Annotated in this window: 20 protein-coding genes and 1 tRNA gene; 5 read left to right on the forward strand and 16 right to left on the reverse strand. The window is 29.8% G+C overall.

What is annotated here, in order from left to right; all coding sequences use genetic code 11:
* Positions 1–61 precede the first annotated feature (61 nt).
* Entirely contained in the window at positions 62–1930 is a 1869-nt protein-coding gene (rpoD, locus tag AJN56_RS06070) for an RNA polymerase sigma factor RpoD (RefSeq protein WP_002853451.1), read from the forward strand.
* 14 nt (positions 1931–1944) lie between these two features.
* Here rpoD and AJN56_RS06075 read toward each other — a convergent pair whose 3' ends face one another.
* A complete protein-coding gene (locus AJN56_RS06075) occupies positions 1945–2457 on the reverse strand; it encodes a SixA phosphatase family protein (RefSeq protein WP_002853673.1) in 513 nt (170 codons plus the stop codon).
* Positions 2454–2972, reverse strand: a complete 519-nt coding sequence (locus AJN56_RS06080) for a rhomboid family intramembrane serine protease (protein WP_002853517.1) — start codon at positions 2970–2972, stop codon at positions 2454–2456. Before AJN56_RS06080 ends, AJN56_RS06075 begins: the two co-directional genes overlap by 4 nt.
* Positions 2973–3069: 97 nt before the next feature.
* On the opposite strand from AJN56_RS06080, the gene AJN56_RS06085 reads away from it, so the two are divergent.
* A complete protein-coding gene (locus AJN56_RS06085) occupies positions 3070–3486 on the forward strand; it encodes a PepSY-like domain-containing protein (RefSeq protein ID WP_002856369.1) in 417 nt (138 codons plus the stop codon).
* Positions 3487–3493: 7 nt separating this feature from the next.
* On the opposite strand, the gene AJN56_RS06090 is transcribed toward AJN56_RS06085, so the two are convergent.
* From AJN56_RS06090 to AJN56_RS06110, 5 genes are read right to left on the reverse strand one after another with little or no spacing between them, the layout of a single operon-like run.
* Entirely contained in the window at positions 3494–5110 is a 1617-nt protein-coding gene (locus AJN56_RS06090) for an AAA family ATPase (protein WP_070246449.1), read from the reverse strand.
* Positions 5111–5113: 3 nt separating this feature from the next.
* Positions 5114–6364 (reverse strand): tRNA (N(6)-L-threonylcarbamoyladenosine(37)-C(2))-methylthiotransferase MtaB, encoded by a 1251-nt coding sequence (mtaB, locus tag AJN56_RS06095; RefSeq protein ID WP_002856047.1) that lies wholly within the window; start codon positions 6362–6364, stop codon positions 5114–5116.
* A complete protein-coding gene (locus tag AJN56_RS06100) occupies positions 6361–7932 on the reverse strand; it encodes a mechanosensitive ion channel family protein (RefSeq protein WP_002866047.1) in 1572 nt (523 codons plus the stop codon). Before AJN56_RS06100 ends, mtaB begins: the two co-directional genes overlap by 4 nt.
* A complete protein-coding gene (aroB, locus tag AJN56_RS06105; protein WP_002866048.1) occupies positions 7929–8984 on the reverse strand; it encodes a 3-dehydroquinate synthase in 1056 nt (351 codons plus the stop codon). The genes AJN56_RS06100 and aroB overlap by 4 nt, the downstream gene beginning before the upstream one ends.
* Positions 8985–9029: 45 nt before the next feature.
* Positions 9030–10430, reverse strand: a complete 1401-nt coding sequence (locus tag AJN56_RS06110) for a COG3400 family protein (RefSeq protein WP_002866049.1) — start codon at positions 10428–10430, stop codon at positions 9030–9032.
* A 29-nt stretch (positions 10431–10459) separates the two neighbouring features.
* On the opposite strand from AJN56_RS06110, the gene tgt reads away from it, so the two are divergent.
* The 3 genes from tgt to AJN56_RS06125 all read left to right on the forward strand — a co-directional run bounded on the left by tgt (position 10460) and on the right by AJN56_RS06125 (position 12479).
* Entirely contained in the window at positions 10460–11581 is a 1122-nt protein-coding gene (gene tgt, locus AJN56_RS06115; RefSeq protein WP_002866050.1) for a tRNA guanosine(34) transglycosylase Tgt, read from the forward strand.
* A 1-nt stretch (position 11582) separates the two neighbouring features.
* Positions 11583–12350, forward strand: a complete 768-nt coding sequence (locus AJN56_RS06120; protein WP_002866051.1) for a magnesium transporter CorA family protein — start codon at positions 11583–11585, stop codon at positions 12348–12350.
* A 52-nt stretch (positions 12351–12402) separates the two neighbouring features.
* Positions 12403–12479: transfer RNA gene (locus tag AJN56_RS06125), tRNA-Arg, on the forward strand.
* A 2-nt stretch (positions 12480–12481) separates the two neighbouring features.
* On the opposite strand, the gene AJN56_RS06130 is transcribed toward AJN56_RS06125, so the two are convergent.
* From AJN56_RS06130 to AJN56_RS06170, 9 genes are read right to left on the reverse strand one after another with little or no spacing between them, the layout of a single operon-like run.
* A complete protein-coding gene (locus AJN56_RS06130; protein WP_072238654.1) occupies positions 12482–12931 on the reverse strand; it encodes a hypothetical protein in 450 nt (149 codons plus the stop codon).
* A gap of 15 nt (positions 12932–12946) precedes the next feature.
* Positions 12947–16192 (reverse strand): cytochrome c biogenesis protein, encoded by a 3246-nt coding sequence (gene ccsA / locus AJN56_RS06135; protein ID WP_002866054.1) that lies wholly within the window; start codon positions 16190–16192, stop codon positions 12947–12949.
* A 17-nt stretch (positions 16193–16209) separates the two neighbouring features.
* A complete protein-coding gene (locus tag AJN56_RS06140) occupies positions 16210–16905 on the reverse strand; it encodes an ABC transporter ATP-binding protein (RefSeq protein ID WP_002852965.1) in 696 nt (231 codons plus the stop codon).
* Positions 16892–17662, reverse strand: a complete 771-nt coding sequence (locus AJN56_RS06145; protein ID WP_002853599.1) for an ABC transporter ATP-binding protein — start codon at positions 17660–17662, stop codon at positions 16892–16894. The genes AJN56_RS06140 and AJN56_RS06145 overlap by 14 nt, the downstream gene beginning before the upstream one ends.
* Positions 17659–18711: a branched-chain amino acid ABC transporter permease gene (locus AJN56_RS06150; protein ID WP_002878153.1), complete on the reverse strand. Its 1053-nt coding sequence runs from the start codon at positions 18709–18711 to the stop codon at positions 17659–17661. Before AJN56_RS06150 ends, AJN56_RS06145 begins: the two co-directional genes overlap by 4 nt.
* Positions 18711–19607: a branched-chain amino acid ABC transporter permease gene (locus AJN56_RS06155; RefSeq protein WP_002852952.1), complete on the reverse strand. Its 897-nt coding sequence runs from the start codon at positions 19605–19607 to the stop codon at positions 18711–18713. The genes AJN56_RS06150 and AJN56_RS06155 overlap by 1 nt, the downstream gene beginning before the upstream one ends.
* Before the next feature lie 18 nt (positions 19608–19625).
* Positions 19626–20735, reverse strand: coding sequence for an ABC transporter substrate-binding protein (locus AJN56_RS06160; RefSeq protein WP_002853905.1), 1110 nt, complete (start codon positions 20733–20735; stop codon positions 19626–19628).
* A 21-nt stretch (positions 20736–20756) separates the two neighbouring features.
* Positions 20757–21872 carry an ABC transporter substrate-binding protein gene (locus AJN56_RS06165; RefSeq protein WP_002866056.1) on the reverse strand — a complete coding sequence of 372 codons (1116 nt, stop codon included), beginning with the start codon at positions 21870–21872 and terminating at the stop codon, positions 20757–20759.
* Between the two features lie 30 nt (positions 21873–21902).
* Positions 21903–22337, reverse strand: coding sequence for a c-type cytochrome (locus tag AJN56_RS06170; RefSeq protein WP_002853959.1), 435 nt, complete (start codon positions 22335–22337; stop codon positions 21903–21905).
* Between the last annotated feature and the right edge of the window lie 3 nt (positions 22338–22340).

Genomic DNA, 22340 nt, shown 5'->3' on the forward strand with positions numbered 1-22340 from the left:
ATAGAAAGTTAAGCAATTTTTAGATAAAATCCAAAGCTTATATAAATTTCAAGGATAATCAATGAACGCCAAAACTCAAGAAGCTGAATTAGAAGAATTATTTCAAGAAAATGCAAAAGATTATATTACATATGAAAAATTGGTAAAATATCTTACAAAACAACCAAGTGCATCAACCGCTAAAAAAGTACAAGCATTAATGAAAAAACACAAAGTGCAACTTTTTTCAGCAGCCGAAATTGCACAAATGAAAAACATAGAAGATGCAAAAAGACTTCAAGAAGAAAAACAAAAACTCCAAGATACAAGCCTTGAGAACGAATTTGATTTAGCCAATGAAAACGATTTATTAGAATGGAGCAGATCAGACTCTCCTGTTCGTATGTATTTAAGAGAAATGGGACAAATTGCTTTATTAAACAAAGATGAAGAAATTGAAATTTCCAAAAAAATAGAACTTGGCGAAGATATTATCATTGATGCTTTTTGTTCTGTACCTTATTTGATAGATTTTATTTTAGATTATAAAGAACCTTTAATAAACAGAGAAAGAAGAGTAAAAGAACTATTTAAAAGCTTTGACGATGAAGAAAAAAGTGATGATAAACTTGATGAACTTGATATAGATGAAGATGAAGAAAACGAAACAGAATTAGAATCAGATGAAGAAAATACTAAAAAAAACAGCAAAAAAGAAGATGAAAGAACTTTAAAAGTTATAGAAAAATTTAAAGCTCTAGAAAAAGCTAAAAAAGATTGGCTAAAAACATCCAAAGACAAAGAAAGCGGAGATGAACTTTTAGATAAATTAAGCATTGCGTTCAAAAAAAATATTTTAAAAGAAAAATTAATGGATCTAGGCCCTACTTCAAAACTTATTAGTGAAATCGTAAAATCAATGGAAACTGCACTAAAAAGCGATGAAGAATTTGACAAAGAACTTAAGCGTTTAGAATACCGCTTACCTATGTTTTCTGATGAACTTAAAAAACGCCATGCAGATATTTTAAAAGATATTACAAAATTGAGCAAAGAAGAAATCACAGAGCGGGCTTTAGAAACAACCATGGTAAGCACTTATATGGAAATTAAAAAACTATTTCAAACCAAAGAAGCTAGTGAAAAAAGCTTTGATCTTGAAAAATCACGTTTAAAGGAAATTTTAGAGCAAATTAAACGCGGTAAAAAAATCTCTGATGAAGCAAAAGGAAGAATGGCAAAATCAAACTTGCGTCTTGTTGTAAGCATAGCTAAACGCTACACAAATCGTGGTCTACCTTTCTTAGATCTTATCCAAGAAGGAAATATAGGTTTAATGAAAGCTGTGGATAAGTTTGAATACAAAAGGGGTTATAAATTTTCCACTTATGCAACTTGGTGGATCAGACAAGCTATTTCAAGGGCTATAGCCGATCAAGCAAGAACCATAAGAATTCCAATCCACATGATAGAAACCATCAATCAAATTAACAAAATTATCCGCGAACATCTACAAAAAGATGGAAAAGAACCTGATGTCAGTGTTATAGCTAAAGAAGTAGGTTTAAGCGTAGATAAGGTTAAACAAGTCATTAAAATCACAAAAGAACCAATTTCCCTTGAAGCTCCAATAGGAAATGAAGATGATGGTAAATTTGGAGATTTTGTTGAAGATAGAAATTCACTTTCTCCAATGGATCATATCTTAAAGGATGATTTAAAAGAACAAATTGATGAAGTTTTAGATCAATTAAACGATAGAGAAAAAGCGGTAATTCGTATGCGTTTTGGTTTAATGGATGATGAAAGTGATAGAACTTTAGAGGAAATTGGAAAAGAGCTTAATGTCACTCGAGAAAGAGTGAGACAAATAGAAAGCTCAGCTATAAAAAAACTCAAACACCCTAAAGTAGGAAGAAAACTAAAAAATTATATAGAAGGTTGGAAGTAAGAGTCAATCTCTTACTAAAAACCCAAATCTTTTTCTTCTTTTAACTTGCGTACATGTTCAAAAAAAACTAATTTTCCGCTATGTTTTTTTAAATTTTTAAATTCCTTAATATCAAATTCTAAACACAAGATAGAAGAAGTTGGAAAAGAAGCTAAACATAGCGAGCTTAATAACTCTCCAAGCTCCATTAAACCAGGATTATGACCCACTAAAAATACTTCGTTAAACTCATCATCAATATCTTGCAGAATTTTTAGCAAATTTTCAACATTACAAAGATACAATCTTTCATCAAAACAAATTTTATTTTTATCAAAATTATAAAATTTGGCTATTTTTTTCGCTGTTTTAGCGGTTCTAACAGCAGGACTTGATAGCACCAAATCAGGATGAATTTCATGCAAGGCAAGATTTTTAAAAAGTTTTTTTAAATCTTCCTTTCCACTCTTAGTAAGTTTTCTTTCAAAATCATCAATATCCCCACTCTTACTTGCTTTTGCATGTCTTATAATATAAATTTTTTTCATTTTACCTCTTTTATTTTAGCTAAAATATAACCACACATAAACCCGAAAATATGACCATACCAAGCAACATTTACCCCCATAAGCAATGGCGCAAAACTCATAAGTAAAATTGCCACTATAAGTCCTTTTGTGCTATTTTTATCAAGAACAGCATAAAAGCCCATTAAAACACAAATTGCACCACTAGCGCCTATGACATTTATATTTTCTCCGAAATATTTAAAATCAAAATACACATAAAAAACACTTAAAAGTGAACACAACAATCCGCCAATAAAATAAATAAAAATAAAACGCAAAGCACCTAAATAAGTTTCTAATATACGCCCAAATTGAAACAAAACTATCATATTTAATATAAGATGAGTTAAATTTCCATGTAAAAACATTGAACTTAAAAGTTGCCAATAAGCTCCATTAAAAAATAAAATATTCAAACCAAGGATATTATAATAATCATAAGAAATCAAAAAATAACATAAAATATTTAAAAAAATTAAAAAAATTGTAAGCAAAGTATAAAACCTTTATTTTTTATAATATTGTCTTAAAATTCACATAAAATTCACATAAATTCTTTACAATTTTACTAAAAAATAATTAGGAAAAATATTGAAAATTAAATTTTTAAGTATTATTACTATTTTAAGTTTATCTTTAAATGCTGATATAATAATTTCTGCTGATAATTTGCCAAGTGTTTCTAAAGAATTTTTACAACATAATTTCAAAGCACCTATAGGGATCGTACAAAAAGACAAAAATTCCTATGAAGTCTATCTTAGTGATGGGACAGAACTTGAATTTGACATAGATGGAACTTGGAAGGAAATTGAAAATAAAGCCTTTCCTTTTGATCTAGATTTTTTACCTCAAAATTTAGCCAATATCATTAAAAATGAATTTCCAAATATAAAAGCTAGAGAAATCGAAAGAAAAATCAACCATTACAAGATTAAACTTGATAACGATGTAAAAATTCTTATAGATTTCAATGGAACTATCTTGCACAAAGAAATTGATGATTAAAATATAATCAAACCTGCATTATATTTTTAACATCATCATGTTCTATCTTTTCTTTTTCAAGCAAAAGCTCTGATAATTTTAAAATTTTATCCTTCATAGAATTTAAAAATTCATCCATTTCTTTTTTTTGTTCATTTAAATTTGGCTCTTTTAACATATCAAAACTCAACATATAATCAAGCAATTCTTTAATCTTTAAAAAATCATCTTGTGAATTAGTATAACTTTCATTATAAATCAATCTCATAGCTCTAGAACCAGCCAAATAAACTTTTATACGATTGATAAGCTCTGATTTTGATTTTATATTATGCTCATATTCTTTAAAACGATCTTCAATGAGAGTTATTTTATCAAATCCTATGTCAAAATAATACGCACTCAAAGCTTTTGCAGCTTGATAAGTGGCTTGAATTTTTTTCTCTTCATCATTAAAACTCAAAATCTTTTTCTTGCCTAAAAGAACTTTATTTAATACAGCATAAAAATCACTTTCCTCAACTAAAGCACTATTTCTTCTTAAAGCATTAATCGCTGCTTCATTGACCAAAGTTTCAAGTCCTGCTCCACTAAAACCTACGCTTGCTTTAGCGATTTTATTTAAATTGACATTATTGTTTTTATCTTTCATATAAATTTCTAAAATTTTAAGTCTATCCTTAAAATCAGGCAAAGATAAAAAAATTCTCCTATCAAAACGCCCCGAACGCAATAAAGCAGGATCCATAAGTTCGATTTTATTTGTCGCAGCTATAACTATAACCCCACTATTGTCCTCAAAACCATCCATTTGAGTTAAAAGTTGATTTAAAGTGCTATCTCTTTCAACATTTGACATTTCTCCTCTTGCCTTACCTACAGCATCTATTTCATCGATAAAAACTATACTAGGAGCCATCATTTTAGCTTTTGAAAAAAGCTCTCTAACTCTTTTTGCACCCATACCTACATAAATTTCAACAAAACTTGAACCACTTTGATAAAAAAATGGCACCCCTGCTTCTCCTGCAACTGCTTTTGCTATCAACGTTTTTCCTACACCAGGTGGGCCTACCATTAAAACACCTTTTGGCATTTTTACACCAAATTCTTTATATTTTTTAGGATTTTGTAAAAAATCCACAAGTTCGCTTAGCTCCATTTTAACTTCATCAACACCTGCTACATCATTAAAAGTAATATTTGAAATCACAGGTTTTATATGGGAACTTTCTAAATTTATATTTGAATTTTGAGCTTGAGTGTGATTTTGATTCTTATTTGATATTGGATATTTAGCCAACTCTTTTTTACGAGCAAAATAACCAAGACTTATAAAAAGTGCGATAATAAAAATAAGTAAAACAAAAAACACCCAAAGCGTATTATCTTTTTTAACCTCTACGGGAACTTTTGATAAAAGTGTTTTTATATCTATGCCATCTTTTATAATTATGTAATTTTCACCTTCTGCCTTAAGCCAAATTTCGTCTTTATCAATCACAGCTTTTTGGATTAAATTTTGGCTTAATAGACTTTGATAAAGATTTTCATCTATATATTTAGGTTCATTTTTAAAATATAAAATTCCCAAAAGCATACATAAAACTATAAAAGATGCTAAAATTATCTTTTTATTTTTCATTATCTAGCCTTTTAAATTTACAAAGTTAGACTTTTCTTGTACTTCATATTCAGATATAACGATCCATTCTTTAGCTATATCTTTATTACTTTTAATTTTGATCTTATTAAAAAACTGATCATAACCCTCAAAAAAACCATCTTTTTGATTTTCTACCAAAACTTCAAGTGAAACTTGATTTTTTTTCCTAAATTCATAATTATTTTTTTCTACTATGGATTTTAAAGTGTTTAGCCTTTCTTTAGCTAAAGTTCCATTTATCACATCTTTCATGGTAGCAGAATGTGTGTTGTTTCTAGGACTAAAAATAAAAGCATGGATATGAGTGAGTGGAAATTCTTTAAAATTTCTTAAAGCTTCTTGCCATAGCTCTTCACTCTCGCCTGGATGAGCTACTATAAAATCCGTCCCTAAAGCATATCCTTTGCTTGCTATAGTATTAAAAAGCTTTAAATCATTATCCGTATGTGATCTTCTTCTCATTATACGAAGCATTTTTTCACTTGTATGTTGCAATGCAATATGCAAATGCCTTTCAAGCCAAGCTTCATCTAAGATTTCTAAAAAACTTTCATCAAGCTGTGCGGGTTCTAAACTACCTAACCTTATGCGTTTTATACCTGAAATTTGTCCCATTTTTTGCAAAAGCTTGCCTAAACTTGTGCCATTTTTAAGCCCATATGAACCTATATTAGTCCCTGTTAAAACAATTTCACTATAACCATTAGCTCCCAAAATTTCAACCTGTTTTAAAAGAGCTTTTTCATCCACACTTCTTGATTTTCCCCTCACGCTAGGGATAATACAATAAGAACAAGCAAAATCACAACCTTCTTGAATTTTCACAAAAGCTTTGGTATGATTTTCATACTCGCAAACTATATCTTTATCAATAAAATTTAAATTTCCAAGTTCATAAAAACTTGTCTTTGCTCCTAAAAATTCATTGATTTTATCTTTATTTGACGCTCCAAGCACTCCAAAAACTTGCTTTTTATCTAAAAGCTCCTTGCCTTTGCTTACAGCACCACAACCTGTAAGTATAACTTTAATGCCTTTTTTTTGCATGGTATTTACATAAGACTTTATCCCGCTATCAGCTCCATTTGTAACCGTGCAAGAATTTACAACGATAATTTGTGCTTTATTCTCATCATTTATAATCTCATAATCTTTTACATAACTTTTTAAAAGCTCTGTATCATAAATATTTGTGCGACACCCAAAGGTTTTAAAAAAAACTTTTTCTTTCAATCTTTATTCCTTGCATGAAAATGCATATTTTCATGATGTTGTTCAAAATGATTTTGATTTAAATTTCCTAAATATAAATTTTGCGATGGATAAGCAATTTTTATATCTTTATGCTTATTAAATTCTTTTATAATCTCTTTACTAATCGTACTTCTTAATACCAAAGCCGCATAAGCATTGGTCATATACCATGCAGAAATTCGCATTCCCCAATGTTCAAAAAACATAAAAAACCTTGGCTCCACTTTAGGATTTTTAATACTATATTCATGTTGTAAACGAGCTATATTTTTTCTAGCAAGCTCAGTATAACCTTTGGCATGGCGTGTTACAATATTTTCTACAATTTCTTGTGCCTTATCAAGATTGCTATCAAAAGTAACACTTATATCAATGCCATCAAGCACGGTTTTCATACCATGATGAGTATAATTAGCAAGCAAATTTGTAAAAACATAGTTATTAGGAATAAATATAATACGCCCACTACGACGATTTTTATTATAAGTTTCAAGTGTAAGCTCTTCATAAAGAGTAATGCGTAAAAAAGAAATATCTATAATATCTCCTATATAGGTAGTATCATTTTGAAAAACTTTTACACGATCCCCTACTCTAAAACTTCCGCCAAAAATAATCACACACCATCCAAGCATAGACATAAACATATCTTTCATAGCAATAGCTAAGCCTGCAGAAGCAAAACCAAGTATAGTTACAAGATAAGTAATATTTTCTATATAAGCAAAGAGCAAAATAAGAAAAATAATATTTATATTAATAAAATTAATAATCTTCGTAGCAGTATAATATCTTTCACTATCTTTAATATATTTTTTAGCAATAAATTTCAACATAAAAGCTATAGCTATAACAATAACAATAGCAACAAGTATATTTACAGCCCTTAAGCTTTGAACTTTAATCTCAGCACTTACTCGAGAAAGCTCTTCATCAATTTTTTTCTCATAAACAGAATAAGAAACACTAGCAAAATTTAAAGCTTGCTCAAATTCTTCCAACTTTTTATCCGAAGCTTTTAAAGCTTCTATATTCTCAACACTTGGTTTAAGCCCAACTAATTCCTTAAGTTCTGAGTTTTTTTCCCTGATTTTATCTACTAAATTTTTAAAATCATTAAATTTAAATATATACTCTTCCTTTTCTCCTTTTAATTTCTTAATATGAGAAAAAGCTCCTATAATAGCCAAAGGATTAGTAAGCTTAGATAAAGTTTCTATATTATCAGGGGCACTAAGACTTTGTGCAAAATTTAAATCTTTATATTCTTTAAGCAAGCTCAATTGCTCTTCTAAATTTGCTATCTTGCGTTTAAGTTCTTCTTGTTGGTGAATATCGGAAGTCTTTTTTAAATTAAGATTTAAAATGATTAATTCATCATTTATATCTTGATATTTTATAAAATTTTCATAACGTATATTCCAAATACTAGCACTGATTACAGTATTTAAAGTATTAATTTTCTCATTTATATTATTAATAATAGTCCGATTTACATCACCAAAAGCAAAAACAACAAAAAAGGTTAAAATAATAATTTTTTTCATTGGAATTCTCTTAAAGTTGCAATTATATCTTCTTTAGAAATATCACCTTTTATCAAACCCTTACCCAAAGGGCCAGCAAGAACAAAATTGATTTTTTTATTAGAGCTTTTTTTATCCATGAAAAAAGCTTCATAAAATTCATCTACATTGTTGATTTTATATGATATTGGCAAACCGAATTTAAGTAAAATATCTTTTATTTTTTGACTTTGCATTTTATCCAAAAATCCTAAATTTAAAGCCAATTGATTTGCCATAACCATACCTATAGCCACCGCTTCTCCGTGTAAATAAAGCTTATAATCTGTAAAATTTTCTATAACATGAGCAAAAGTATGACCATAATTTAAAAGCATTCTAAGCCCTGATTCTTTTTCATCTTGTTCAACAACCCTTGATTTAAGTTCTATGCTTCTTGCTATAATTTGAGTAAAAATTTCATTCTCACAAGTAGCATTTAAGAAACTTTTTTCATCAATTTTTTCTATAAAATCAAGTATACTATCATCAAACATTGCTGCCATTTTAATAAATTCAGCCATGCCTGCAGCAAGTTCTCTAGAGCTCAAAGTCTTTAAAAAAGAACTCTCACAATATACAGCTTTAGGTTGATAAAAAGTGCCAATAAGATTTTTACCAAAATTATTATTAACACCTGTTTTTCCACCTACTGCTGCATCAACACAAGCTAAAAGTGTAGTAGGAATATTTATAAAATCAATGCCTCTTTGATAAATACTAGCAGCAAATCCGCCCATATCACTAATCACGCCACCACCAAAACTTATAAGCACGCTTTTTCTATCCAATTTAGAATTAAACATTTGGTTTAAAATTTCTTCCATGGTGCTTAAATTTTTATATTCTTCACCATCTTTTACAGCGGCAATAAAAATTTCTCTTGCCTTAATTTTAGAAAGTAATGTTTTCAAATGAAGACCTGAAATCTTAGGATTTGAAAGTATAAAAACCTTACTATCAAATTCTAATTCTTCAAGTTCATCAATATAAACCTTATAAGCATTTTCTTTTAACTTAACTTCTACTTGCATTGAACTACTCTTTTTGCGTTTATTCTATCACATTTAATTAATTATTTATTCTACCGGTATGAAAAGTTGGTAATTTTGTCTCATTTTATAATAATGCCTATTTAAATTTGTACTTAAATTTCTGCCAAAATCTCTATTTAGTAATTCTTTTTGAAAACTCACAAATTGTAACAAATCTTCGCGATATTGCAAATTTAAAAGAGGGTTTTCATCATTTTTATTAATAATTTGTATATTTTTATCATAAAGCTTAGATAAACTTCTAAAATACTCCTCCATATCTGTAGTATTTTGAGAATTTGGATTATAATAATATAAAATAACTCCAAAATCAAGCTGTTTACTTAAATCAGTAATGACATTTGCATTGTTTTCAAGTTCACTCTCATCAGCACTTAAAATAATCGCTTCTTTAAGTTCATCAAAAGAAGCTTCACCCACTTTCATAATAGGAATTTTTAAATCAAAAAAAGCTTGTTTTTCTTTCTCAAAATTTTTTATATCGGTTACAACTAATCCTACATCATTATTTTGCAACCATGTGGAAATTTGTTTAAAATCCGTGTTGAAATAATCAAAAAACACACCTTCTTTATCCTCAGAAAGTTTTTTTAATTTTTCATACATTACCCCTAATTTAGGATTGATAACATGTATAAAAAATCTTTTTGCATTGCTTTTTTGAGTTAATTTTAAAGTAGTATCAAGCACTCTTTCTTGCATATTTTGATTCATATTTTTCATATCAATTAAAGCAAAAACATTACTTCCAAAAGGCATAGGAAATTGCCCTGCTTTGCCTCTTATATTATGAAAAATACTTTGTAAAACAACAGGATCTCCAACGATCAAAATGCTATCATTTGGCTCTAAAACAAAAGATGGTTTTACAAAATAAATCTTAGAATTTCTATAAATAAGGACTATGCGCCACCTTTTTTGTTGTATTGAACTTATGTGCCTATAAGCAAAAATAGACCCTGCTGGAATTTTTACTTCCATAATCTCTCCAACCCCAAGTCCTATATACTGAGCTGTTAAAGCAATATCTGGTAAAAAATCCATAAATCTACGGCTTAAAGTCATTCTAGCATCAGCTAAATTTGCATGAGTATCATTAACACTTAACCCCCAAAAATCCATTATTTCTATTTCTAAATTTGGATTTAAAGAACGCAAAGCCTCATAACTTTTTTTAGTTTCAAATTCATCTTGCATATAAATAAAAGCCTGTTTAAAATCTTTACTCATAATATTTTCAAGACGCGCTGTGCTTGTAGGATCAAAATAATGCAAGTCAATATACTCACTAGAAATATTTAAGTTATTTTTTTCACTATTTTGACACACTACTGTAAAAAAGTAACCTAAGCCTTTTTCAAAACAAAGCCTTTCTAAGAAATGCTTTGCTAAAATACCGTCTATTATAATTAAAATATTATTCATTTTAAACTCCAAAAAGGAAATTATAACAAATGGAATTTAAATTAAAGCATAAAGATGGAATGGCAAGGGTTTGTGAAATCACTACCGCACACAGCACTTTTTTAACCCCTGTTTTTATGCCTGTTGGCACAGTAGGAGCGGTTAAAAGTCTTGATGCCAATGATATGAAAAATGAGCTTGATGCAAAAATTATTTTAGCAAATACCTATCACATGTACTTGCGTCCAACTTCCAAAGTGGTAAAAGATTTTGGAGGTTTGCATGGTTTTACGAAATTTGATAGAAGTTTTTTAACCGATAGTGGTGGTTTTCAGGCTTTTTCTTTAAGTAAAAATTCTAAACATTTTAATGAAGGTATAGAATTTAAAAGTCACATCGATGGGAGTCGTCATCTTTTTACTCCAAAAAGTGTTTTAGATACTCAATATGATTTTAATTCTGATATTATGATGATTTTAGATGATTTAGTAGCCCTACCCGCAACCAAAGAAAGGGTTAAAATTTCTGTTGATCGCACTATACTTTGGGCAAAAGAGGCTATTACTTATCATAAAAGTATGCAAAATAAAGGTATAGGTATAGGGCAAAATATTTTTGGTATTATCCAAGGTGGTACAGATTACAAAGAAAGAAAGCGTTGTGCTTTAAGTTTAAACGAAATGCCATTTGATGGTTTAGCTATAGGTGGGCTTAGCGTGGGCGAAGAAAACGCCTTGATGTACGAAACAGTCCAAAACTTAAACCCTTATCTAGATGAAAATCGTCCAAGATATTTAATGGGCGTAGGAACTCCTGAAGATTTAGTAGAAAATGTTGAGCGAGGGGTAGATATGTTTGACTGCGTGATGCCAACTAGAAATGCAAGAAATGGAACATTTTTCACAAGTTTTGGAAAATTTAATATCAAAAAAGCAGAATTTATCAACGATCATGAAGCCATAGATCCTGCTTGCTCATGTTATACTTGTTGTAATTTTTCAAGGGGTTATTTAAACCATCTTTTCAAAGCTAAAGAACTTACTTTTTTTCGTTTGGCAAGTTTGCACAATCTACATTATTATCTTGAACTTGCAAGAAAGATGCGTGAAGCAATTTTGAATAATTCTTTTACGCAATTTAAAAGAAATTTTTATCACTTAAGAGGCAAATAAAATGCTAGAACTACACGAAAATCTAAAAAAAATCCTACAAGCAAAGAATTTAGAAACTTTCTATAGTGAAATTTATGGACAAAAAATTTTTGTTTATGTGGGATTAAATTTGGAAACTTGGCTTTTTAACGATGAAAAAATTTATAAACTTCAAGATGAAGAATTTAAGCTTTCTAGTATAGAAGAATTTTCAAATTTTATTAAATCCATTTTAGAAGATTTTAAAGTACAAAATACTCATTTTCAAAACCTTTTAGAACACAAAGAAGGTATTATCTTAAAAGGTGGTTTTGTTAAAAATTTTTACAAAAAATCCTTTGTGTTAAGACAAAAAATCAACAAAAATCTAAAGCAAATTAATCTTCTAAGCGAAGCTTTTAATCTTTTGCTTAGCGAACAAGCACAATACAAAAAACATTTAAAAATTCTAAATTTATCCATCAGCATCTTAAGTAAAAACACCAAAGAACATCTAGTAAGAGTTGATACTCTTTATACATTAACAAGTGCAATTAAAAATGAAAAAATGAATAAAAGTATTTATCTTTTAAGTATACTTTCTTCTATTTTCTTGCCTTTAAATTTGATCGTAGGATTTTTTGGAATGAATACTAATAATCTTTTTTTCAAAGATAGCCCTTATGGCACACTTTATATTTTTTCTTTGATTTGCTGTATTTTGATTGTAGGTTTTATATTTTATCATTCAAAAAAGACTAAAGAATTTGATTTAGATGAAGGTAAAAAAGCTAAAAAACAAACAAAATAAGCAAAATTTTGCTTATTTTAAGAATATTTATATATAATTTTAACTTATTTTTGCGCTCATAGCTCAGCTGGATAGAGCATTTGATTGCGGTTCAAAAGGCCAGAGGTTCGAATCCTCTTGAGCGCACCATATTATTTATCTTCTTTAATTTTTCTTTTAGCCAATCCCATATGCTCATAAGCATCAATTTCTTTTTTGTAAGATCCAGAAATTTTCTTAAGTTCTTTATTTAAGTAACTTACTGTTTGTGCACTTGCATTAATATTTGCAGCCAAAGCAGAAACAAATTCTAGTTTCTTTTTTGTTGCTTCATCTAATTCTTTAGAAGTTTTTGAACCAAGTTTATGTGTCTGCACATAAAGTTTAGCAAGTTCTTTTAATTCAATATCTGTTAGTTTAACATCGGAAGCAGCAATTATCATTTTATCTAAGTCTGTATCAAATTTTTTAGTCTTTTCAGCTACATGCTGCTTTTGGCTAGTTTTTTGCTTTTTAATTGTTTTTTTGCCATCACTTGTAATAAGATAAGCAATCATGCCTAAAAACAATAAAAGCGCTAAAGCAGCACAAAAAATAACCAAAAAAATATGGCTCATTTACAGTTTGCCTACAAAATTTCGCTTCCTTCTTGCAAAAAGAGCTAAAACCACCATCAATGCAAATCCCCAATAAACATAATTAGGAATTTGAGCCGCTTCGCCTGCAGCGTAAGAATGAAGTCCTGTTAAAAAGTAATTTACTCCAAAATAAGTCATAATAATAACCCAATAAGCAAACATACTCCATAAAGCAAACACAAATTGATTACAATATTTTGGAATCATTCTAAGATGCAAAATTGCTGCATAAACCAAAATGCTAACTAAAGCCCAAGTTTCCTTAGAATCCCAACTCCAATATCTCCCCCAACTTTCATTTGCCCAAATTGCACCTAAAAAATTTCCTACAGTAAGCAAACAAAGTCCAAAAATCATTGCCATTTCATTAATTCTTGTAGCCTCTGTAATATTTCTCAAAATATTAAGATTATATTTTCCATCTTTCTTAAGAAAACACATTAAGAACAGTGTAAAGATACCAAGTAAGGCACAAAGTCCTAAAAATCCATAACTAGCAGTAATAACAGATACATGAATACTAAGCCAATAAGAATTGAGCACAGGAACAAGATTTGTAATTTGCGGATTCATTTCGCTTAAATGTGCAACCATTAATACAACACCGGATAAAATAGAAGTTAATGACAAGGCTATAGGACTTTTTCTAGAGAAAAATATACCCGACAAAGACAATGCCCAAGCTATATACACCATACTTTCATAGCCATTACTCCATGGAGCATGACCTGATAAATAAGCACGAAGTCCAAGACCTACTGTATGAATTACAAAAGCTAAAACATTTAAAACATATACCACTTTAAATATAAAAGAGATTTTTAAATTCGGTACGACCATTTTAGAAAAAACAAGAATCAAAAGTAAAAAACCCGCAATTAAATATACAGGAGCGAGTTTAACGAAAATTTCAGCCTTATTAGAAAAAATTTCCATTTCAACCTTGGTTTTACTAGGCATGACTTTATATCCTATTTTTTCTTGATATTCTTTGATAAATTTCAAGCCTTCATCAGCTCTAGTCCAATTACCATCTTTAAAAGCATTTTCCACGGCACTAAAATAATTCTGTATTAAAGCCAAAACAATATGCCCTTCATCCCCCTTAAGAGTAGTTACAGCAGAAAAAGGTGCAAGCCAAACATTATTTGGATTATTTTGAACAGGAATAAATTTAAATAATTCACCACTAAAAACTAAATTTACAACATTAGCTCTTTCATCTAGTTTTATAATTTCCTTATCAAAAACTCCTCTTGCATTTGGGTTTTTACGATTTGCATTTTCAACATATTTTTGAAGTTTATATCGGTTATTCTCATCAAAGAAATCTTTATAAGAAATATATTTAGTGCTAGGAATTTCTAAAATATTTGCAATAGCATCACGAACTGCTTGATTTTGTGGCATTAAAATAAAAGGTTCCATTTGCCATTTATCTACATCAACGAGCATGGAAAGCATAACAGCGTTAGAATTTTGACCCTTATAGCTATCACTTTGATGAATTTTTTCTAAAATTTCTCTTGATAGCGTATCAAAAGGCACCATTCTTCCATCTGCTGATTTTTGAACTATTAAAGTAGCAAGAGCTTTAGCATGATTAGTATTTACCACAGGTAAGGTCAAATTTAAATCTTGAGCAAAAGTCTTTTCAGAACCAAAAGATAGCAATAAAATAAAAATAATCACACTTGCATGTTTTAAAGTGTCTTTATTAATTAATCTTGCCAAAGTTCTAAATCTAGAATGTGGATTTAAAAAATTCATAAACATTCCAAGACAAAGCAAAAAATAACCTATATAAGTTGGTATTTTACCTGGATCTTTATTTACAGATAAAACAGTCCCTTTTTCATCTTGATCATAAGAACTTTGATAAAATCTATAGCCATCATAATCTAAAACATTATTCATAAAAATTCTATAATCAAAATTTTCATTATTATTTTTTACGGTAATTTCACTTGCATAAGAAGCTGGAGACATAGAACCTGGATAACGATCTAATACAAAATCTCTCAAATAAATATCAAAAGGCAATTGTTCATAAGAAAGCGCCCAAGAAATAAAGAATTTTTGACCCGCAAGTTCTATCATAATAGGTTTATTATATTCAAAAATATAAAATTCTTTACTTTCATTTTTATAGCTTAATTCTAATTTTAAAGCATTAGAGCCAGTTAATTCTAAGTTTTTATTCTCATTGCTTAAGGCAAAATCTTTAAAATGCAATAATAAAGAATTTTTCCAATTTTGAGGCTCGCCAAAAGTAGAAATCAACATAGTTCTACCCACTTCTAACCAAGCAGATTTAAACCATAACCAAAAACTTTCATCTTGAGGTCTATTGGAACCTTCTAAAGCTTCTTGCGCATGCAAAGAAGCAGCTTTAACTACAAAACTAATATCATTAATTTCATAAAGCCTTCTTTCCTTAGCATTTGCCTTTTCTCCAATTTTAAGGTCTAAATTTTGTCCATCTAGCATACTTAGAAAATGTAAGTTTTCACTTGAACTTAAAGTTAAATTTTCGTCAATTTTTACAAAAGGTGCTTTAACATTATCATTCATAAAAGCAAAGTTAACCCCTTCTATATTCTTAACTTCACCTTTTTCAAATTTAACATCAACACCTTGAGATCCTTTTTGAGAAAGCATTAAAACCAATAAAGGATTAGAATTATTATTTTCTTTATAAGTATAATGAGCATTTAAGATTAAATCTTTATATTTTAATACAGCTTGATCATCACCTAAATTAAGTTTTAGTTTAAAAGAATTAGCAAAAGGCAAATTTCCTATATAACGATCATTAACCGCACTATAGCGTTCTCCATCTTTTATAGCAGAAATGCGCAAAGAAGTCTTAGAACTTTCTATAAGTGAATTTTGAGTATGCTCTCTAATAGGTAAAATACCTTCAAAACCAGCATATCTTGTCATTGCAGAACCCACTAAAATAAATAAAAAAGAAATATGAAAAATCATTAAAGGCAATTTTTTAAGCCCAAACATTTTATAACGAAACATCCCGCATAGTAAATTAATACCAAGTAAAAGTTGTATATATTCAAACCAAAAAGTATCATAAACCATTGCCCAAGCCGTAGGAGTTCCATAAGCACTTTCAATAAAAGTTGCCAAAGCACAAAAAAGCGCAAAAAGCAAAAACAATACAACCGAAACTCTTAAATCCCCTATGCTTTTTATTATATTTTTCATTCTTTTTCCTTTAAATTTTAAAGCCCTAAATATTTCTTTCTAATCTCATCATCACCTATTAAATTTTTAGCCTCGTTTTCCATTACAATGCGACCATTTTCCAAAACATAAGCATAATCACTTATTTTTAATGCAGAATAAGCATTTTGCTCTACCAAAAGAATAGTTATACCCTCTTCTTTTAAACGCACAATAATATCAAAAACTTCACCCACAATCTTTGGAGCAAGCCCCAAAGAAGGCTCATCCAACATCAAAAGTTTTGGCTCACTCATTAAAGCCCTTGAAATCGCAAGCATTTGCGCTTCCCCTCCACTCAATGTTCCAGCTAAAGCATGCTTTTTACTTGCAAGTCTTGGAAAAAGTTTATACATTTGCTCTCTTAAATGCTCATAATTTTCAGCATTATTAAAAGCACCTATTTTTAAATTTTCCTCTACGCTTAAATTAATAAAAACACGTCTTCCTTCAGGAACTAAAGCTATACCTTTTTGAACTAAAGTATGAGTTAAATGTCTTTTAGTATCATAACCTAAGAAATTAACCTCACCAGTTCTTTTAACTGAGTTTAAAAGCGCATTTAAAGTTGAAGTTTTACCTGCTCCATTTGAACCTATAAGAGAAACAATATGACCTGTTTCCACTTTAAAATCAATCCCTTTAACAGCTTCAATTAATCCATAATAAACATGCAAATCTTTAACTATTAGCATCAAAATCCCCTAAATACGCAGCAATTACTTCTTTATGATTTACAGCATCGCAAAGTTTACCTTCAAAAATTGTTTTTCCATAATCAAGTACCAATACGCGATCACACAATTTATTTACAAATTTCATATCATGTTCTATAAGCAAAACGCTAATTTTATAATCTTTTCGTAATTTAAAAATGAGCTCAGCAAGTTCATCGCTCTCAGAGCTATTCATCCCAGCGGCTGGCTCATCAAGCAATAATAATCTTGGCTGAGTAGCCATTGCTCTTGCAATCTCAACTTTTCTTTGTTGTCCATAACTTAAGCTAGTAGCCTTTTCATAGGCAAATTCTGCAATACCAAGTTCTTCTAATATTGCATAAGCCTTCTCTTTAAATACTTGTTCTATTTTTCCAAAACGCCCTAAATGCAAAAAGGCTTCAAAAATATTATATTTCATTTGTTTATTAAAACCAATAAGAACATTTTCAAGCACATTCATGCTTGAAAAAAGCCTAATATTTTGAAATGTTCTAGCTATTCCTAAATGCACAATCTTATGAGGTTTTAAGTGGTCAATTCTTTCTCCTAGAAATTCAACCGAACCTGAACTAGGTTTATAGTTACCTGTTATAATATTAAAAAGAGTTGTTTTGCCAGCCCCATTAGGTCCAATTAAAGCAAAAATTTCACCCTCATTGATTTTAAAAGAAGTTTCATTAATAGCTTTAACACTACCAAAACTTTTTGAAATTTGTTTTAATTCCAAAATCATTTTTCACTCCTTTTAAAACGCTTTTTAATCCCTCTAATCACATCACTCAACTCATAATAACCCATTATGCCTTTTCTTGCAAAAAGCATTACTAAAATCAGAACAATAGAAAAAACAACCATTCTAAGCCCTGGCGTTGATTGGATATCAAGATTTAAAGAATCTATTTTTATATTTAACTCATCTAAAAATCTAAGCCACTCACTTCCACCAATAACTAATATCGCACCTATAATAGCACCTGTAGTAGAACCAAGTCCGCCTAAAACAATAATAATCAAAAGCTGAAAAGTAAGTAAAAAATCAAATTGAGTTGGAGATACGGTAGTCAACAGACAAGCCAAAAGTCCCCCACCTACACCTTCTAAAAATGCTGAAGTGCTAAAAGCTAAAGTTTTTATCCAAAAAGTATTTATTCCCATAGCACTTGCAGCATCTTCATCATCTCTTATAGCCTTCATTGCACGACCATATTTAGAATAAACTATATTTAAAATTAAAATAACCGCTACAATAGCAATACCACCTGTCCAATAAATCGTGGAAAATTGTGGAATATCTACCAGTCCTCTTGAGCCATTAGTAATAGAAGGAAAATTAATAGCAGCTATTTTAATAATTATTCCAAAGCCTAAAGTTACAATAGCCAAATAATCCCCTCTCACGCGAAATACAGCAAAAGCCAAAATCAGGGCAAGTAAAGATGAACAAATTCCAGCTACAATTAAAGCTAGAATAAAGGAATTTGAATGGATGGCTAAAATAAAAGAACTAGGACCATCTAAAAAAAACTGATCATTTTTCGCATCAGCACTTAAAAGAACTAAAGCAGCCGCATAAGCTCCAATTGCAACAAATCCATTGGGTTCTAGTGAAAATTGTCCAGTTACACCATTAATAAGGTTGTAACTCACAGCCAAAATAATAAAAATAGCAATTTGATTAACAATGTTTAATCCATAGTCCCCAAAAATATAAGGAGAAACGAAAATAAAAACAATTGAAGCAATTAAAAAGATTAAATGTGAAACCTTAATTCTAACCATCATCAAAACCTACTCTTTTCAAAATTTATACCTAAAATTCCCGTAGGTCTAAATAACAATATAAACACCAAAAAAATAAAAGCAAATGCATCTTTAAAGCCTGATAAATCTGGAAAAAAAGCCACAACAACAACTTCAGTAAATCCTATAATAAGTCCACCCAAAACTGCACCTACTACAGAACCTATACCTCCTAAAACTGCAGCAGCAAAAGCTTTCAAACCTATTAAAGTTCCCATAGTAGGTTCAACAGAGTAATAATTTGCAGCCCAAAAAACACCCCCAACTGCTGCCAAAGCTGAACCTAGGGCAAAAACTATAGCAATAATACGATTTGCATCTATACCCATTAAATTTACTGTTTGTATATCAAATGCCAAAGCACGAATAGCTATACCATACTTGCTTTTATACAAAATCCATAACACTGCTATTAAAATAACAAATGTAAGAGCAGGAACCATTAAAGAACCATAAGTTGTTATCACTCCGCCAAAATTAACACTTTCCTCAAAATAACTTGGCGGTGTAAAAGTTCTAGGTGTTGAAGTAAAAAGCATATTAAAAAGATTTTGCAAGAAAAAACTAATACCAATTGCTGTAATCAACAATGAAATTCTAGGAGCCTGTCTTAAAGGTTTATAAGCGATTCTATCTGTAGCTATTCCAACACAGGCAGCAAAAATCATTGCCAAAGACAAAGCTCCTAGAAAAGGAACATTTAGATTAGTCATGCAAAAAAGAGCTGCATAAGCACCAACCATCATAATATCGCCGTGAGCAAAATTAATAAGTCTTAACACGCCATAAACCATAGTATAGCCAACAGCAATAAGGGCATACATACTGCCCAAACTAAGTCCATTAACAAGTTGTTGTAAAAATAAAGTAGAATCCATAATCTTTCTATTTTTCCTTTAAGGATTGATAATATCTTTATAATTTTGCTTTTGATTTTTAATTTCTTTAACCACTACAGAACGAGTTGCATTTCCTGTTTGATCAATACTGATAACACCAGAAACACCTTGATAATTTTTAGTTTGGTGAATTTTTTCATTGACACACTTACTAGTAAGATTTTCAACGCAAGCATTCATAGCATTTAACATTACAAAATACGCATCAGCCCCCATAGCTGAAAAATTTGGAACTTCTTTTGTTCCTTTAGCTTTTTCATAAACACTGATAAATTCTTTGCTTAATTTTGTAGTTGGATTATTAGCATCAAAACTATCTGTGAAAATATAACCCTCGCTTGCATCTCCAGCTAAACTAATAAAAGTTTGATCAGCAACTCCATCTGCAGAACCCATAGGAATATTTAAACCTGCGAGTTTTGATTGTCTTGCAAATAAAGAAGCTTCACTATAATAAAGCGGTAAAAAAATAAATTCTGGATTTAAACTTTTAACTTGAGCTACAATAGCTCTAAAATCTTTATCACCTGAATTAACTCTTAAAATTCTAAGAATTTGACCGCCATTAGACTTGTACTGTTTTTCAAAAGCTTTTGCTAAACCTAAGGAATAGTCAGTGCTTTGATCTACTACAATAACAGCACTTTTGTAATTAAGTTTTGAAAAAACATATTTTGCTAAAGATGAACCTTGAAAACTGTCCATAAAACATACTCGAGAAGAATATATTTTTTTATCAAGCAATCTATCACCAGTTGCAGCAGGAGCGATCAATGGAATTTTATTATCTTCTGCTACGCGCATAACTTGCAATGTATTAGCAGTAACCATTTCCCCTATAAGACCTATAACTTTATCTTGAGAAACTAAACGATTTGCTCCACTCGAAGATTCTAATTTATCACCTTTAGTATCAATAATAGCAAGAGAAACCTTATCTCCATTACTTAAAGTTGATTGCATTGAATTTGCAAGTTTAATCCCTTCTAGTGCACTTTGTCCATATGCTGCAGTAGCTCCGCTAAGTGGTAAAACAACTCCTATTTTGACTTCCGCAGCACTTAAACTTAAACTTAGAATACTTGCTAAAATTAAACTTTTTTTCATTCTCTACCTTTATTTTAGTAATTATGGATTTATAATTGTTTTATAATTTTGTTTTTGATTTTGAATTTCTTTAATCACAACAGAACGAATGGCATTACCGCTTTCATCTATGCTAATCACACCACCAACAGCTTGAAAATCTTTAGTTTGATGAATTTTACTATTAATACATTCGCTGCTAAGATTATCAACGCAAGCATTCATAGCATTCAACATTACAAAATACGCATCAGCCCCCATAGCCGAAAATGCTGGAAGTTCTTTTGTTCCTTTAACTTTCTCATAAGCTGCAACAAAATCTTTTCCTAATTGTGTAGATGGATTGTTATAATCAAAACTATCAGTGAAAATTACTCCATTGACAGCACTTCCGCCAAGATCTATAAAAGTTTGATTATTAACACCATCTCCTGCTGCTAAAAGTTTATCAAAACCAATTTGTCTTGCTTGTCTCGCAATTAAAGCAGCTTCAGGATGATAAATAGGCATATAAACAAAATCAGGATTTAAACTCTTAAGTTGCGAAACCACAGCTCTAAAATCTTTATCTCCTGAATTAATAACAAGTTTTTTTATAATTTTCCCACCATTATTCTTAAAAGAATTTTCAAAAGCTCTTGCCAAACCTAAAGAATAAACATTGCTTTGATCTATGATGATAACAGCATTTTTAAGTCCTAAATCCTTAGATACATAAGTGGCAAATTTATCTCCTTGAAAATTGTCTTTAAAACAAACTCTACTTGCATATTTCTTTTTATCTAGCAATTTATCTCCAGATGCCACTGGAGCTATTAGAGGAATTTTTTTCTCTTCTGCTATAGAAATAGCTTGAATGGTATTTGGAGTTGTAGCTTCTCCAATAATCCCAAGGACTTTATCTGTTGCTATTAAACGATTAACTCCGTTTGAAGTTTCAAGCTTATCTCCTTTTGTATCTATTGTGATAAGTTTAATAACATCTCCATTTGAAAGTTTTGGCTGTAGCTTATTAGCCAGTTCAATTCCGTTAAAAACATCTTGCCCATAAGCTGCCACAGTTCCAGTTAAAGGTAAAACTACTCCTATATTAATATCCTTAGCATATAAGCAATTTACCATAGTTAAAACACTTAAAGTTAAAGTTAGTTTTTTCATAGCATTCCTTTTAATTATAGTTTTTACATTTTATTTTAGAAATATATTATGTTTTGTTTTTTGCGCAGGTTCTTCTTCAAGAAGATCTTTTACTTGCAAATCAAGCGCAAAATTTCCACCTTTAATATAAGCAATAATATTATCTATATCCTCGTGGCTTAAATTTCTAGCATAAAAAGCCATTTGAGAAGCTGTTGTAGAACTACTACTATCAAGAGTATAACCTATCAAAGCTCCTTTAATATCCTCAGGAGACATATCTTTTAAAATTCTAGATCCTATAACACTCTTTTCAGCATTATCTCCATGGCAAGTATTGCATTTATTTTGAAAATACAAAGCCTTCGCTTTTTCCATATCATATTGCTTATTTGCATCAAAGGTATAAGTAAAAAATGATTTCAAATTAATACCAAAAAGCGCAACAACAAATATTGAACTAATAAACAACCATCGTATAATCATGAT

The organism is Campylobacter sp. BCW_4319 (assembly GCF_001764435.1).
In the GTDB taxonomy this organism is placed as follows: Bacteria; Campylobacterota; Campylobacteria; order Campylobacterales; family Campylobacteraceae; genus Campylobacter_D; species Campylobacter_D jejuni.

Coding starts and splice junctions, on each gene's coding strand:
- rpoD (WP_002853451.1), top strand. CDS start 62: ATGAACGCCAAAACTCAAGAAGCTGAATTAGAAGAATTATTTCAAGAA.
- AJN56_RS06075 (WP_002853673.1), bottom strand. CDS start 2,457: ATGAAAAAAATTTATATTATAAGACATGCAAAAGCAAGTAAGAGTGGG.
- AJN56_RS06090 (WP_070246449.1), bottom strand. CDS start 5,110: ATGAAAAATAAAAAGATAATTTTAGCATCTTTTATAGTTTTATGTATG.
- AJN56_RS06100 (WP_002866047.1), bottom strand. CDS start 7,932: ATGAAAAAAATTATTATTTTAACCTTTTTTGTTGTTTTTGCTTTTGGT.
- aroB (WP_002866048.1), bottom strand. CDS start 8,984: ATGCAAGTAGAAGTTAAGTTAAAAGAAAATGCTTATAAGGTTTATATT.
- AJN56_RS06110 (WP_002866049.1), bottom strand. CDS start 10,430: ATGAATAATATTTTAATTATAATAGACGGTATTTTAGCAAAGCATTTC.
- tgt (WP_002866050.1), top strand. CDS start 10,460: ATGGAATTTAAATTAAAGCATAAAGATGGAATGGCAAGGGTTTGTGAA.
- AJN56_RS06120 (WP_002866051.1), top strand. CDS start 11,583: ATGCTAGAACTACACGAAAATCTAAAAAAAATCCTACAAGCAAAGAAT.
- ccsA (WP_002866054.1), bottom strand. CDS start 16,192: ATGAAAAATATAATAAAAAGCATAGGGGATTTAAGAGTTTCGGTTGTA.
- AJN56_RS06140 (WP_002852965.1), bottom strand. CDS start 16,905: ATGCTAATAGTTAAAGATTTGCATGTTTATTATGGATTAATTGAAGCT.
- AJN56_RS06145 (WP_002853599.1), bottom strand. CDS start 17,662: ATGATTTTGGAATTAAAACAAATTTCAAAAAGTTTTGGTAGTGTTAAA.
- AJN56_RS06150 (WP_002878153.1), bottom strand. CDS start 18,711: ATGATGGTTAGAATTAAGGTTTCACATTTAATCTTTTTAATTGCTTCA.
- AJN56_RS06155 (WP_002852952.1), bottom strand. CDS start 19,607: ATGGATTCTACTTTATTTTTACAACAACTTGTTAATGGACTTAGTTTG.
- AJN56_RS06160 (WP_002853905.1), bottom strand. CDS start 20,735: ATGAAAAAAAGTTTAATTTTAGCAAGTATTCTAAGTTTAAGTTTAAGT.
- AJN56_RS06165 (WP_002866056.1), bottom strand. CDS start 21,872: ATGAAAAAACTAACTTTAACTTTAAGTGTTTTAACTATGGTAAATTGC.
- AJN56_RS06170 (WP_002853959.1), bottom strand. CDS start 22,337: ATGATTATACGATGGTTGTTTATTAGTTCAATATTTGTTGTTGCGCTT.